Here is a 14,655-nt window from a genome sequence, read left to right as displayed (position 1 = left end):
TTTTAACAAAATATCATCGGAACCGGTACTTTAGTGCCGGCTATTGGCGTTTTTCTGCCACTCTCGCCCGCACTAAAGTACGGGTTCCGAAATAGTTGGCAATTGAGAAGCAAAAAAAATATTTTTCGCCTCTCAAGTTCTCATTTTTATTCTAGTTCAAGGCGGATATAAATATATTTGAGGAGCTTACTATAGTAAGTGACGAAAAGATATTATTATCCAACGCAGAAATTGGATAAAAATGTTACTTGAGTGGTGAAAAAGGGATAAGGGCGCTTCCCCAGGTTAATCCTCCGCCAAAGGCGTCAAGCAGCATCAGCTCACCAGGCTCAAGTTCCCCTGATTCATACAGATCATTAATAGCCATCGGAATGGAAGCTCCTGAAGTATTTCCATACTTTTGTACAGTGATTACGACCTGATCATCTCTCATTTTTAAAGCTTCGCCAACAGCTTTGATAATTCTCAAATTTGCCTGATGCGGAATAAAATGTTTGATATTTTCACTTTTTATGTTATTTTCTTCTAAAATTTCTTTAACATCTTTTGTCAGCGTACGCACAGCTACTTTAAAAGTTTCATTGCCTTTCATCTGCATAAAACAGCTTCCCGCTTCACTTTCAAGTGCATCATGTGCAGAACCGCTGCCGCCGTTTGGTGTCATTAGCAAATCTGCATATTGACCGTCAGCACCTGTATGTACATCTATAATAGCTTCACTTTTATCATCTGTTGCAGAAATTACAGCAGCCCCTGCACCGTCACCAAAGAGTATACATGTACCGCGGTCACTGTAATCTGTAATAGCAGAGAGTTTTTCCGCACCGATGATTAAAATGTTTTTTTTCATCCCTGATTCTATAAATGCTTTTGCTATTGCCAAAACATAGATAAAGCCTGTGCACGCTGCAGAAATGTCAAAAGCAGTGGCATTTTTGATACCCAGTTTTGTAGCAATGACTGTTGCGGTTGATGGCATACAAAAGTAGTCGGGTGAAATTGTAGCGGTTATTACCATATCTATCTCAGAGCTCTCTATACCGCTTCGCTCTAAGGCTTTTTGCGCGGCTTTTGCACCTAAATCACTTGTAAATTCATCTTTAGCAGCAATGTGACGCTCTTTAATTCCCGTTCTTTTGGTAATCCATTCATCTGAAGTGTCCACCATATGAGAGAGTTCTTCATTTGTAAGTATTTTTTCGGGCACATAGGCACCAATAGAGCGAAATGCAGCGTAAGCCATTTAGATATCCTTTTGTTTTAACTCTTGAAGCCTTGCAATAATATGTCTGTTAACGCCGGTATCGACATAATCAATAGCCTGATAAATTGCATTTTCAATTGCCCTGGCATTACTTTTTCCATGACTGACAATTGCACAGCCTTTTATACCGATAAGAGGAGCTCCTCCTATTTCGGCATAATCTATCTCTTTTTTTAAAAGTTTGAAAACTTTTCTCATTAACAGTGCACCGGTAATGCGAATAGGAGATTTTTTTATATAGTCTTTAATCAGTTGTGAGATTGTAGAGGCAACACCTTCACTTGTTTTAAGGACCAGATTTCCTACAAAGCCGTCACATGTAATAACATCACAGCTTCCGTTAAAAATATCACCGCCTTCGACATTTCCTTTAAAGCCTTTGTAACCTTCTAAAATTTTGAAGGCTGCTTTTGTGACTTCGTTCCCTTTGGAGTCTTCTTCACCATTGGCTAAAAGCCCGATACTCGGCTCTGCTATACCTAAAACATCTTCTGCATAACAACCGCCCATAACAGCAAATTCTGCCAAATGCTCAGGTTTGGAATCTACATTTGCCCCCACATCCAAAAGAACAGAACGACGCCCTGTTTTTGTTGGCATCAATGTGACAAGTGCAGGACGGGAAACACCCTGCAGGCGACCAAGTCTTAAAGTGGCAAGTGTCATTGTGGCACCACTGTGTCCGGCTGAAACCACACCGTCTGCCTGACCGTCTCTAACTAAATCCACAGCTTTATAGATACTGCTCTCTTTGCGTTTTACTGCATCTGTTGCAGCATCACTCATTGCAATGATATCCTGAGACTCGACAATTAAAATCTTATCTCTATAACGTTTTGGTAACAGAGGTAAAATTTCTGATTTATTTCCTACAAGTATCGGAGTGAATCTTTTCTTTTTGAGTGCTTTTATGCATCCGTTTACAATCGGCTCGGGACCAAAGTCCCCGCCCATTGCGTCAATAGCAATTTTTACCATTGACTACTTATACTCACCGGTAGTTGGGTTAATGTGGTGTGGTAATCTATAAGTTCCGTCTTTATCTTTAACCGGACGGGCTAAAGAAATTTTATAATGAGTTCTTCTCTTCGCTGAACGGGAATGAGAGACTCTTCTCTTAGGTACTGCCATAACTTTTTTCCTTAATTTAATTTTTCAATTGCGCCGTTGAGACGACTAAAGCTTTGCCTCAAACGAGGCAAGAGTTTAAAACTCAATTTCTTCTGGTTTAGAGCAATTTCCACATGAATGGTAATCACTTTTGATAAGTTCGATCTCTGAGTGTAAAATCTCTTCAAGATCCACATTACCGTCCAAAGACTCAACAACATCCAAAAGAGTGCTGCTGTCATCTTCGTATATTCCGTCATTAATGAAAAATTCGACCTCTTCATTAACTTTAAGATTAAAATCCTGCGCACATATATCACAGGATTTTTCCAGTGTTCCACTGATGCTTGCTTTAAGCAGAATCAATTTTGCACTATGGTACTCCAAAAAACCTTTAAAAGTCATTTCATTCGAGGTGATTTCAAAGTCTAAAGGAGTTTTTGTTACTTTTCTAAGCACAATCCTCATCGGATATACTTAAGAAATTTCTCTCTCAGCAAAAAAGAATGCAATTTCATTCGCAGCATTTTCAACCGAGTCACTTCCATGAACTGCATTTGCATCGATATTTTCAGCGAAATCTGCACGGATAGTACCTGCTTCAGCCTCTTTAGGGTTTGTAGCACCCATTAAATCACGGTTTTTCTGCATAGCATTTTCACCTTCTAAAACTGAAACAACAACCGGTCCACTGATCATAAAATCAACTAAGTCGTTGAAAAAAGGTCTCTCGGCATGAACAGCATAAAATGCCTCAGCATCAGCACGGGAAAGCTGTAGTTTTTTTGTTGCTGCAATTCTAAGACCATTGCTTTCAAAACGATCTAAAATTTTGCCTATAACACCTTTTGCAACTGCATCTGGTTTGATTATTGATAGTGTACGTTCCATCAAATCTCCTCTGAAAATATAAAATTAGAATGGAATTGTATCTAAAAAAAGATTGTTTTTAGTTTAAAATGTAAATTTTATGGATTTAAATGAATTAAAAGGAGTGTTATGAGAGCACAGAAGTGCTCTTATAACTATTCTACTACCGGTTCGTGGTTTAAACGCTGTTCTTCAGTAATATCTTCACGGTGCTGTGGACTTGGCCCAACAACATCCCATGTTATACAACCCTCAGTCGGACAAGCAGTAGCACATGCAGGCTCATCATGATGTCCAACACACTCTACACATTTGTCTGGATACACATAATAAATATCCTCACCTGTTGGATTATCATCCTCATCTACGATTGCTTCTACCGGACACTCATCTATACAAGCTCCACAGTTAATACATGTATCATTAATTACAACTGACATTTTATTCTCCTTGTTTTTATTAAAATGCAACTATACACTGTAGACTTTTAAATACAGCTAAAAGCGCTCAGCTAGTTTAAAAACTGTAGTTTATAGGTTACACTTAAACTATATTAGATGCCTAAATACTCTTTTATTGCATCAACTCTGTCTGTTTTTTCCCAGTTGAAACCAAGATTTTCACGGCCGAAATGTCCGTAAGCAGCCGTTTTTCGATAAATTGGCTTTAATAAATCCAGTGATTTGATTATTCCGGCAGGGGAAAGATCAAAAAGCTCTTTTATACAGCTTTGGATTTTCTCTTCTGCCACTATGCCGGTATTGTGCGTGTCAACCATAATTGAGACAGGCTGTACTACACCGATTGCATAGGCAACCTGAATAGTCACCTTGTCACAAGCTCCTGCGGCTACAAGATTTTTTGCAACCCAGCGCGCTGCATATGCGGCTGAACGGTCAACTTTTGTCGGATCTTTTCCTGAAAATGCACCACCGCCATGTGGACAACTGCCTCCATAGGTATCAACAATAATTTTACGACCTGTAAGTCCGGCATCTCCCTGAGGACCGCCGATTACAAATTTTCCTGTCGGATTGATATGAAAAACAGTGTTTTCATCCATCATCTCCGCAGGAATTACTTTTCGTATCACTTCTGCTATAACATCTTTGTGGATCTGCTCTTGCGATACTTCAGGTGCGTGCTGTGTGGAAATAACAACAGTTTCTACAGAAACAGGCTTCTCGTCTACATACTTTACACTGACTTGTGCCTTTCCGTCAGGACGCAGATAGGGAATAATTCCCTCTTTTCTTACTTCTGCCAGGCGTTCTGTCAAACGGTGGGAGAGGTGAATAGGCAAAGGCATCAGCACATCTGTCTCACGACAGGCATATCCAAACATTAACCCCTGATCGCCTGCTCCGGTTTCTCCTCCGGCCTGATCAACCCCCTGATTGATATCAGGAGACTGTTCTCCTATGCCGTTTAATACTGCAGCTGACCTGTGATCAAAACCATACGTTGCATCGGTATACCCGATATCTCGGATCACTTCTCTTGCAATCTCTTGCATTGGGGCATACGCCGTCGTCTTCAGTTCGCCTGCAATTACACAAAAACCATTTGATACCAGTGTTTCACACGCTACACGTGCATTGGTATCATGCTCAATAATATAATCCAGAATTGCATCACTGATCTGATCTGCCATCTTGTCAGGATGCCCTTCTGTTACAGACTCTGAAGTAAATATATACTCTTTCGTCATCGATTTTCCTTATTGAAGTACAGAGTCTCGCTCCGTAAATCATGTGGATTATAGCGAAGTAGCTTAAATATCAGTTGAATTCACTACTTAAATATATAAATATATTCAAAGCCTCCAAAAATATTAATTGCATTATCTTCTTTTATATAAGGAGTTGGAATTTCATAAAAAAGTCTAAATTTATGCTGATTATAATAGATACTTCCGGAAAAATAAGCTAAAGCATTTAAAATATTCTTATGTACTGCATAACCATCACTAGATGCTTTATCCAATATAACAGAATACAATAATACCTTTGTTTCTAAACCACTGCTTAACGACCAACCAAAACCATGTTTTAATGTATCAACACTCAGTAAATTTGCTTCTTCCTTCAAATAAGGGTAATGTACATTGAAATTTTGCACATAATTTTTTCCAATGCGTATACCAGTCCCGGTAAAAACTGAAACATCAAAATTTCCAGCAGTCATGCCATAATGATAGCACCAATCGGTTTGCAAGGTGTTCACTATTTTTCTTTGCCATGCTTTTACACCATGTTGCAGTAAAAAGTTAAGTGTATACTTGGTACCTAGCTGAGTGCTCCAGCCCTGAGGCTGCTCACTTTTTATTATTTTATGAAATTTTTTTTGAATAAATTCAGCACCAGAATATTTCCCCATAACACCAATTTCCACACGATATTCGTTAAAACTATCATCATCCCACTCAAATAAAAAACTTGATATAGAAAGATACCCTGCATATGGAAAATCATTGTATTGTACATTCTTTACATCTATATTTTCAGGTGTTATAATAATTTGTTCAAGGCTAATACCTGCATTATATTTTTTTGAACCATTTACAGGCAATGAAATCTTGTGTGCCAAGGATAGCAACATATTTGTATATACATTATCACCTTTTTTCTTATCTTCAAGCCAATTAAAAGAAGCCCCATTTGTAAAATGTCCATCACTTCCTCCAAAAAAATCATTATAAAATGTAGATGAAATATTATCCGCATCTAATAACAAAGTGAAAAATAATATCCCTAACAATAATTTATTCTTCATTTACAACCCCTTTAAATTCCATTTTATAAAAGCTGTTAAACTCTTCAAAGAGTTCCGGAAAGTGTTTTTTCAAAGCTTCAGGCTTGTCAAAATAACGCTCCGTGACTACGGCAAAGAATTCTGCCTCATTTGTTGCGGCATAGGCACCTAAAAGCTTGTATTTCCCCCAGTCACGATTTTTCAGGGCAACATCACTGAGTTTGTTAAACTCTTTTGAAAGCACTTTTGCCCACTCGTGATATTTTGCATACGGCAATGGCGGTGTTCCGTCTGCACTGCCGTCAAGAAAGTCTATTTCATGGGCAAATTCATGCAGCAACACATTGTTTTCATGGAGATGATAGGCATCTTTTTTTGCATCATGCCAGGAGATGACAACGGTATCACTTGCTGACTGTCCCTCAAGCAAAAATTCACCTTTGGTGTATATACCACCGTTGGCACTCACCTGTCTGGCAACCATAGTATAAGGATATATCAAAATTGTCGAAAGATTTTCATAACAGGCTGTAAACTCTACATGCAACACCAATAAACAGGCATGAAAAGCAATCACTATTTTCATTTCATCACTCACATCAATATTGATACCTGTAAACTCTTTTGTGTTGATAAAAATCAATATAGATTTATGTATGCGCTGTTGTTCTTCCTCTTTGAGTCTGTTATAGAGCACAATACGTTTGAGTATTGCTATATATTCTTGACGTATTGGCTGTTCTAAGATTTTTTGCAGTTTTTTTTGTTTGGAGTATGTGTAAATCACATAGGCACTCAGCAATGCAAAACCGAGACCAAGCATAAGCGTTAAAAGAGCAAAATAGTAGTTCATTCCTAAAAATCGTCTTGTTCAAATTCTTGATCGGCTTTTTCATCTTCAATTCTCTGCAGTTCTTCATCACTGAGCATCATTGTTTTTATCTTTTTTGTCAAATTTGTTCTGTCCGGGAGTTTCGTCATGTAGGCATAGGCTCCGTATGCCATTACAATCACAGTGATAATCAGAATGCTTTTTTGCACCGGATTAAATGTCTGAATAGGCTCTTTAATTTTCATCTCACACACTCCGCCAGGGCAGTGTGTTGCCTTATTCTTTTTTACCAGATTAAAAATTTTACATCCCAGACAAATGGAAAAAGCTGCTTCAAAAAAGAGCAGTGCCATACAGATAAGGCAGACAAGAACTTTTAGCGGATTTGGCTGAAAATCAAGCACCAGATAATAAAACATCGGCCAGGCTATTATCATGCCCAGTGCCCAGGCAAAGCGTTTTTGTTCGGCTCCGACATATTCCGGTGTCTGATTGCTTACAAAAAAACGTCCCAATAACAGACTCGGAGCATAGCGTGGCTGAATCACTCTGAGTGTAAAATCAATAGCAAAAAACGTCACAAAGTATTTAGAAAATACTGCTGTCCCAAGCATCACTCCGTTTGTAAGCCCTATAAATGCACCTACAAAAAGAATTGCCGCGGCAGCTCTTGCTTCTCTCTCATTGAGTACCCGTACATCATAGCCGGGAACTTTTTCGCCATATGCAAAAAATTCTTTTAGTTTTTCCATTTTTTTCCTTCTCTAAATATCCAACTTACCTATCATAAAGTTTTTTATTAAAGTGTCGAATTATACATAATTCGGGTTTAACCTATCAAAACATTTTTCTGCAGTATCTTCATATCGCTGTCAAAATCATACATTATAATCTCGCCTGTCGGTATTTCAAATTGCACTATCTCCTGTGGAGTCATCTTTTCAAGTTCCATTACCAAGGCACGCAGAGAGTTGCCGTGTGCCGAAATCAGCACAGTTTTTTTCTCCTGCAGTTGCGAAAAAATCTGCTCTTTATAATATTGCAGCACTCTCTTTTTTGTATCCTGTAAAGATTCTGACAAAGGCAAAAGCGCTCTGTTGACATTCGCATATTTTTTATCATTCCATACACATCTTTTATCGTTTACATGTAAAGGTGGCGGCGGCACGTCATACCCGCGTCTAACAGCCAGAAATTTTTCTTCTCCATACTCTTTTTTGACTGTATCTTTATCTCTGCCCTGCCAGTCTCCGTAATGTCTTTCATTGAGTTTATAACTTTTAAGCATATTTATATGCTCCCATTCCAGCTCCTGCAGTAATATCTGTGCTGTATGAATGGCACGTTTCAGCCATGATGTAAAACAAATGTCCGGGTAAATATTATGCTTTTTTAACACTCTTCCGGCTTTTTTTGCCTCATCCCTGCCCTGCTGACTTAAGTCAACATCTGTCCATCCTGTAAAAACATTTTTTTGGTTATATATACTTTGTCCGTGACGCACTAAAACCAACCTTGCTTTGCTCATTAGTCATCTCCCAAATTTTCTGCAAAATAAGAACTTCTTACCAAAATACCTGAAGCTACTGCACGAAATCCTATACACAAAGCCTCCTCTTTCATTTCATCAAAAAACTCCGGTGGGTAATATTTTGCTACCTTATGATGTTTTTGCGTCGGTTGCAGATACTGTCCGAGTGTCAATTCACTCACGCCGACATCCAACAACTCCTGCATTGTGACCAGCAACTCTTTTTTTGTTTCACCAAGCCCACACATCAAAGAGGACTTTACATGTAAAGGTGAATATCTGGCATAATACTCCAAAACTTTTAATGAACGGTCATAATCACTCTGCGGACGTATACTTTTACTTAATCGTCTGACAGTTTCCTGGTTGTGTGCCAGTTTGTCAGCACCGCTTGTTGTAATTGTCTGCAAGGCATCTTGAGTGTATTTAAAATCAGGCGTTAAAAGTTCTATTTTTATCTCTGGATTTTTCTCTTTTATCGCTTGGACACAGCGTGCGAAATGCCCGGATCCATAATCTTTCAAATCATCTCTGTCCACCGATGTAATCACAACATACTGCAACTCTAACTCCTGGACAGCCTTCGCCAGACGTTGCGGTTCGTTCATGTCGACAGCTCTGCCATGACCTGTTTTTACGTTGCAAAAAGCACAGGCTCTTGTGCAGGTATCGCCTAAAATCATAAATGTTGCACTGTTTCGCGCATAGCACTCTGCTCTGTTTGGGCAGGCTGCCGCTTCGCATACTGTTGTCAAAATATTTTTTTCCAAAATATCCTGCATATTTTGTAAAATCTCCGGAGCAGGCACTTTGACTTTTGGTTTAAACGGCATCTTCAAAATATTTTCCTATAAAATGTACCATCTGCTCGTTTACTTCTTCTGACGTGAGAATCAAGCCTTCATTTTTTAAAGAAGTCGGTACAATATTTGCCAGGTTACACGGTGAAACCAGTGAATGAAAGTCCAAATCCACATCAACATTCAAAGCAACACCATGCAAAGAAACCCCTCTGGAGTAGCGAAAACCCAAAGAGGCGATTTTACGATTTTGTATATAAAAACCGGGCTTGTTTTTGTCATATCTGACTGCAGGCAGATTTTTCATAAAAAAACTCTCGAAAGCCTCAAGAACTTTTTTATAAAATCGCGCCGGCTGTTTTACCTGAAAACAGAAATAAAAGATGTTCTGTCCCCTCGAGTGACAGGTAACGGAACCCCCTCTGTCGCTTTGCACGGTGGGTACATTGAAATGCCTTTGCTCATCACTGCCCACTGTGAAAACCGCAGGATGCGAACACAGTATGAGGTGATTTTGTGCATCTTGCTGTGCCTTTACATGTAAAGCGTGCATCTGTCTGTTTGCTGTAACATATGCAATTTCACCCCAGTCATGGACAATCATAACTTAAAAAATGTTCTCTCTAAAGCTTCACTGAATGTCGGATGCCCGAAAATCGTCCGTTTTGCCTGCGCCGCATCCATTTCACCAGCCAAACTCATACCTGCGATGGCGACAAGTTCTTCTGCATTCGGTGCCAGAATTTCGGCACCAAGGATAAATCCTTCCTGATCCGCATATGTAATCATCACTCCTTTTGCAGCATGATTATATACAGAGTAGGGAAAATGACTCAAAGGAACAATGCTTGATTTTAAACCGTCAGTTTTTCCGACTACAGCATAACTCATAGGCAGGGTGTGTATAAATTTGACAACATGGTCCAGATTGAGAGGACGTGGATTGTTCCCTAAAATGCGCTCTACAACATTTAAAACCTCTGCTCTTGCAGCATGAGCGAGCTGAAGTTTTGCGTTACAGTCCCCTATGGCATAATGATTTTTCAGGGTTGTTTCAAAAAATCTGTCTGTGACAATGCCTTTTTCAACTTCTATCTCTTTACATGTAAGAAAATCAACATTCGGTCTGCGCCCGGCTGCAACAAGCAAAACAGGCATATAGATACTGCTTTTGTCTTCAAAAGTGATATGCACACCTTTTTTTGTACTTTTTGCAGTTTGTATTTTATGCATCTCAAGAATTTTCACACCGATTTTTTCAAGCTGGTTTTTTATCTCTTTTTGAATAAGCGGGTTTGAGTGTTTTAAAATTTGGTCGTCGCGATTGACAAGTGTTACCTGTGTGCCTGCCGTTGCGAAAAAACCTGCCATTTCCAAACCTATAGCCCCGACACCGTAAATGGCAATTTTTTCCGGCAGCTTTTGCATCATCAGTACCTCATCACTGACGATAATATCCTTGGCATTATACTCTATGCCTTCAGGAATAAAAGCCGAAGAACCCGTGCCCATGACGATATGCTCTGCTTCAAGAATTTTACCGTTGACTTCTACCTTATGGGGTTCTTTGAGTCGGGCTTCGCCCTCTATTAAATCTACATGCGCACACTGTTTCTTAATTGCCTGCCAGGCATTGTTTATCAAATCTGTTTTTCTATGAAAAAGCTTTTGCATTGAAAGTGCTGTTTGTCCTTCTAAAATGTCACTTTTTGACGCATACACAACATTGGCATAATGTAAAAACATTTTTGAAGGAATACACCCCTTATGCAGACAGACACCTCCAAGCTGACGCATATCTTTTTCAACCAAAGCCACTTTTTTGCCGTTTTTTGCCGCAACAATTGCTCCTGCATAGTTCAATCCGCCACCGATAAAAATTATGTCATACATCTTTCAGTCCTTAAATTGAAGAGGATTTTGTGCCTCTTTCTTGACATCCTGCATAAAGAGTGCTGCCTCATAGCCGTTTATCACTCTGTGGTCTGCACTCAGGGTGAGAGATATCTTCCCATCCTGCAAACTTCCTACCGCTGCGATACCCGAGTCATTTTTGTTGATCATTGCATCAAAAGATTCTACACCCAGCATCCCAAGATTTGAAATACCGAAGCTTGATCCCTGCATATCTGCTGCAGTAAAAGAATTTGCTTTGAGCTTTGTTTTAAAGCTTTGCAGCTGTGCCGAAATTTCTGCTATAGAGCATTTGTTCGCATCTTTGACAACAGGCATGTAAAGATTTTTCTTATCTGCCACAGCAACGGCAATAGAGGCATTGGGACTTATAACAAGCGCATCATTTTGCAGGCGTGAACGAAATGCTTCATGTTGCATCATCACTTTTGCAAAAATCTTTATCAGCCAGGCGGTTATGCTGTATGCATCATGCTCCACAAAAAGTTTTGCATCAATATGCTCATACAAACGGTACACAGGCTTTTGTGCAGAAGCCGTCACATTGGCAATAATCGCCTTTTGCATCTGACTCAAAGGCTGTGGCAGGGGTGTTTCATTTTTGTCAATAAACTCCTGCACTTCTGCTTCGTTTATTTTATGGTTGAGTGTAAATCCTGCAAGATCCAAGCCGTACCTGTCCAACAGCTGTAATGCTTTTGGTGTAAAATAATGTTCTCTTAAATATGCCTCCACATCCTTTACATGTAAAGCATCTTTGGCTGTTTTTTGCAAAACACTCTGCATATCGACACCATACTGTGCCGCTTTGGCTCTTGCTTTTGGAGATATACCGCCTGTTTCTTTTTTTTGAAGATGTTTGACAACAGGTGTTTTGTGGATTGGTTCTGCCTGTTTTGCCACCGGTTTCTCGACAACTGCTGTTTCTGATGTTTTTACAACTTTTTCATTCTTACTTTCACTGGTTTGAATCCGAGCAATAACTTTTCCAACAGGAACAACATCACCCTCTTTTGCATTTATTTCTGCAACAACCCCGCTTTTAAAGCTCTGTACCTCCATAATTGCTTTGTCACTCTCAACCTCGGCAATCACATCTCCCACATCTACCTTTTGTCCCTCTTTGACTTTCCAGCTGATAAGCTTGCCCTCGTCCATTGAGTCGGAGAGCTGTGGCATCACTATTTCATACATCGTTTTTCTTACCCCATGCCACTATATCACGAGCAATAGACTCCGGTGTAGGAATACTCAAGAGTTCCAAAGTTCTGTTATAGGGAACTGGCACATCTTTTCCTGCCAGGCGCAAAGGCGGAGCATCCAAGGCATAAAACATCTCTTCTGCCGCCCAGGAAACTATCTGTCCTCCGTAGCCTCCTGTTTTGTGATCCTCTTCAACCATTACAAGACGGGAAGTTTTTTCTATAGATTTTTTCAGTGTTTCATAATCTACAGGGTTCAATGAGCATAAATCTATCACTTCGCAGGAACATCCAAGCTCTTTTTCTATCTCTGGGACTGCCAGCATCACATCATCAACCATTTTCAGGTAACTCACAATGGTAATGTCTCTGCCCTCTTTGGCTATTCTTGCCTGAAAAGGGTTCAGTTTTTGTGTAAAATCCACCTCTCCCTTTTTGTTATACAGCAGTTCATGCTCTATAAACACAACAGGATCATCTGACAAAATCGCATATTTGAGTGCATGGTAGGCATAATTGACATCATTCACACTCAACACTCTTAGTCCCGGTACCGCACAGAGCATCTGCTCATAACTTTCACTGTGCTGGGCTGCGAGTTGACGACTCACGCCCTGAGGAAACCGTACCACCATAGGCAATATGATTTTACCGTTGCTCATATAGTGCAGTTTTGCCATGTGGTTGATAATCTGATCAAAGGCAAGCAGAGAAAAATTGCCCGTCATTATCTCTGCTACAGGTCGCAAACCTCCTATAGCCATGCCCACGGCATTCCCTACAATACTCAGTTCCGCTATAGGTGTATCAATGACTCTTTTCTCACCGTATTTTTCCACCAGTCCTTCCGTCACACGAAAACTGCCACCGTAAAGTCCGACATCTTCTCCCAGTGTTACCACCGTATCATCTGCCTGCATCACCTCATCAAGTGCTTTGTTTAAAGCTTCACGATACAACATTTTCACGCTCCTCGTAAAAGAGATGTTCAAACAGAGCATCAGCCTCTGGTTCAGGGGATTCTTCGGCATATTTCACGGCATCTTCCACTTCTTCGTGTGCTTTTTTTTCTATATTTTGTATCTCTTCATTCGTGCAGAGCCATTTTTCATGTAAGGCTTTTTTAAACTTCTGTATCGGATCTCGTGCCTTGCAGTGTGCCATCTCCTGCGCACTTCTGTAACTGTTTGCATCACTGACAGAGTGTCCTTCGTATCTACATGTAAAGGCTTCTACAAAAACAGGACCGTGTCCTGATTCTATCTGTTTTTTTGCCTCACTCACTACCTCATACACAGCTTCAACGTCCATTCCGTCCACGGTATAGGTCATCATATAGGGTTCTGCTTTTTTTGCCTGTTCTCGAAACGGCGCCGTTCGCTGAATATTTGTTCCGATTGCATATTCGTTGTTTTCACACAAAAAAAGCAGGGGAAGTTTGTGTGTGGCGGCAATATTGAGTGATTCAAAAAAAGCCCCGCCGTTTGTAGCTCCGTCACCGAAGATGGCCATCACACCCTCATCTTGTTCCAAAAAAGCTCTTGCATAGGCACAGCCTACGGCATTAGGGAGCTGTCCTCCGACAATGGCATCCCCGCCGTAAAAGAAATGCGCAGGTTCAAAAAGGTGCATAGAACCGCCCTTGCCGCCGCTTACCCCTGTAACTTTTCCAAAGAGTTCCGCCATAACAGCTTTAGGCTCAAGTCCACGGCTCATTGCCATAATGTGTTCACGATAGCCTGAAAAAATATCGCCTTTTTCAAAGGCTTTTACCGCACCGACACTCAAAGCTTCCTGTCCAATATCCAAATGTAAAAATCCGGATATATTGCCTTGCATATAATTCTCTTTTGCCGCATACTCAAAAGCACGTCCAAGAACCATCAGATAGTACATCTCTTCAGCCAGTAGTTTGTTCATGTTTTACTACTTATACATGCTTAAAACGGTTCGACGCTATATACACGACCATTTCTTTTGACTATACGGATTCTTTCGCCCTTGTAAAAATCCTTACCTTTGGCAATGACCACAACTCTTCGTCCGTCATCCAGAAGAACGCTGAGTTCAAGGGCATTGGCTTTACCCAGTTGGCTTCCCGCATATGCACCGCCTAAACCGCCTGCAAGTGTTGCCAGAGCACTTCCTCTGCCTTTACCGATTAGTGAGCCCAACACTATACCCGATACCGCTCCAATAAATGTACCTGTGCCATTGTCTCTTATAACAACAGGTTTCACAGATTCAATTGTGCCAACCTGATAACTCAATTCATAATTCACAGCACTCGGATCTATTTCATTGACACCGCGTGTTGCACATCCGCTAAAAAACAAACTCCCTGCCAAAACAGTCGCTACAATTCTTTTCATACTTTT

18 protein-coding genes are annotated in these 14,655 nt (G+C 40.2%); all 18 read right to left on the bottom strand.

Translation table 11 applies throughout. The features are described 5' to 3' along the window. Positions 1-244: 244 nt before the first annotated feature. Positions 245-1,243 carry a beta-ketoacyl-ACP synthase III gene (locus ACM66U_RS02530; protein WP_151900976.1) on the bottom strand — a complete coding sequence of 333 codons (999 nt, stop codon included), beginning with the start codon at positions 1,241-1,243 and terminating at the stop codon, positions 245-247. Beyond that, entirely contained in the window at positions 1,244-2,242 is a 999-nt protein-coding gene (gene plsX / locus ACM66U_RS02525) for a phosphate acyltransferase PlsX (RefSeq protein WP_151900977.1), read from the bottom strand. 3 nt (positions 2,243-2,245) lie between these two features. Further along, the gene (rpmF, locus tag ACM66U_RS02520; RefSeq protein ID WP_013326319.1) at positions 2,246-2,395 is read right to left on the bottom strand and encodes a 50S ribosomal protein L32; all 150 of its coding nucleotides are present in this window, start codon (positions 2,393-2,395) and stop codon (positions 2,246-2,248) included. Positions 2,396-2,470: 75 nt separating this feature from the next. Continuing rightward, positions 2,471-2,842, bottom strand: coding sequence for a hypothetical protein (locus ACM66U_RS02515; protein ID WP_151900978.1), 372 nt, complete (start codon positions 2,840-2,842; stop codon positions 2,471-2,473). A gap of 9 nt (positions 2,843-2,851) precedes the next feature. After that, complete coding sequence (gene ndk, locus ACM66U_RS02510) at positions 2,852-3,265, bottom strand: nucleoside-diphosphate kinase (protein WP_151900979.1); 414 nt, start codon at positions 3,263-3,265, stop codon at positions 2,852-2,854. A 134-nt stretch (positions 3,266-3,399) separates the two neighbouring features. After that, positions 3,400-3,684 carry a 4Fe-4S dicluster domain-containing protein gene (locus tag ACM66U_RS02505; protein WP_151900980.1) on the bottom strand — a complete coding sequence of 95 codons (285 nt, stop codon included), beginning with the start codon at positions 3,682-3,684 and terminating at the stop codon, positions 3,400-3,402. Between the two features lie 113 nt (positions 3,685-3,797). After that, positions 3,798-4,955, bottom strand: a complete 1,158-nt coding sequence (gene metK / locus ACM66U_RS02500) for a methionine adenosyltransferase (RefSeq protein ID WP_151900981.1) — start codon at positions 4,953-4,955, stop codon at positions 3,798-3,800. A gap of 83 nt (positions 4,956-5,038) precedes the next feature. Continuing rightward, entirely contained in the window at positions 5,039-6,019 is a 981-nt protein-coding gene (locus ACM66U_RS02495; protein ID WP_418641052.1) for a lipid A deacylase LpxR family protein, read from the bottom strand. Then, positions 6,009-6,851: a zinc-dependent peptidase gene (locus ACM66U_RS02490; protein ID WP_418641051.1), complete on the bottom strand. Its 843-nt coding sequence runs from the start codon at positions 6,849-6,851 to the stop codon at positions 6,009-6,011. Before ACM66U_RS02490 ends, ACM66U_RS02495 begins: the two co-directional genes overlap by 11 nt. A gap of 2 nt (positions 6,852-6,853) precedes the next feature. Then, a complete protein-coding gene (locus ACM66U_RS02485; RefSeq protein WP_151900983.1) occupies positions 6,854-7,582 on the bottom strand; it encodes a DUF4395 domain-containing protein in 729 nt (242 codons plus the stop codon). A 77-nt stretch (positions 7,583-7,659) separates the two neighbouring features. Next, a complete protein-coding gene (locus tag ACM66U_RS02480; RefSeq protein WP_346389367.1) occupies positions 7,660-8,358 on the bottom strand; it encodes a 2,3-bisphosphoglycerate-dependent phosphoglycerate mutase in 699 nt (232 codons plus the stop codon). Further along, positions 8,358-9,194, bottom strand: a complete 837-nt coding sequence (gene lipA, locus ACM66U_RS02475; RefSeq protein WP_418641426.1) for a lipoyl synthase — start codon at positions 9,192-9,194, stop codon at positions 8,358-8,360. Before lipA ends, ACM66U_RS02480 begins: the two co-directional genes overlap by 1 nt. Next, entirely contained in the window at positions 9,184-9,765 is a 582-nt protein-coding gene (gene lipB / locus ACM66U_RS02470; RefSeq protein WP_418641050.1) for a lipoyl(octanoyl) transferase LipB, read from the bottom strand. The genes lipA and lipB overlap by 11 nt, the downstream gene beginning before the upstream one ends. Continuing rightward, positions 9,762-11,054, bottom strand: a complete 1,293-nt coding sequence (locus ACM66U_RS02465) for an NAD(P)/FAD-dependent oxidoreductase (protein WP_346389365.1) — start codon at positions 11,052-11,054, stop codon at positions 9,762-9,764. The genes lipB and ACM66U_RS02465 overlap by 4 nt, the downstream gene beginning before the upstream one ends. A 3-nt stretch (positions 11,055-11,057) precedes the next feature. Beyond that, entirely contained in the window at positions 11,058-12,269 is a 1,212-nt protein-coding gene (locus ACM66U_RS02460) for a dihydrolipoamide acetyltransferase family protein (RefSeq protein ID WP_418641049.1), read from the bottom strand. Beyond that, positions 12,262-13,239, bottom strand: coding sequence for an alpha-ketoacid dehydrogenase subunit beta (locus ACM66U_RS02455; protein WP_346389364.1), 978 nt, complete (start codon positions 13,237-13,239; stop codon positions 12,262-12,264). The genes ACM66U_RS02460 and ACM66U_RS02455 overlap by 8 nt, the downstream gene beginning before the upstream one ends. After that, a complete protein-coding gene (locus tag ACM66U_RS02450) occupies positions 13,226-14,197 on the bottom strand; it encodes a thiamine pyrophosphate-dependent dehydrogenase E1 component subunit alpha (RefSeq protein WP_418641048.1) in 972 nt (323 codons plus the stop codon). The genes ACM66U_RS02455 and ACM66U_RS02450 overlap by 14 nt, the downstream gene beginning before the upstream one ends. Before the next feature lie 20 nt (positions 14,198-14,217). After that, positions 14,218-14,649: a glycine zipper 2TM domain-containing protein gene (locus ACM66U_RS02445; protein WP_151900990.1), complete on the bottom strand. Its 432-nt coding sequence runs from the start codon at positions 14,647-14,649 to the stop codon at positions 14,218-14,220. Between the last annotated feature and the right edge of the window lie 6 nt (positions 14,650-14,655).

Source organism: Sulfurimonas sp. ST-27 (assembly GCF_048081595.1).
Taxonomy (GTDB): Bacteria; Campylobacterota; Campylobacteria; order Campylobacterales; family Sulfurimonadaceae; genus Sulfurimonas; species Sulfurimonas hydrogeniphila.
This window is presented reverse-complemented; position numbering and strand designations above follow the sequence as displayed.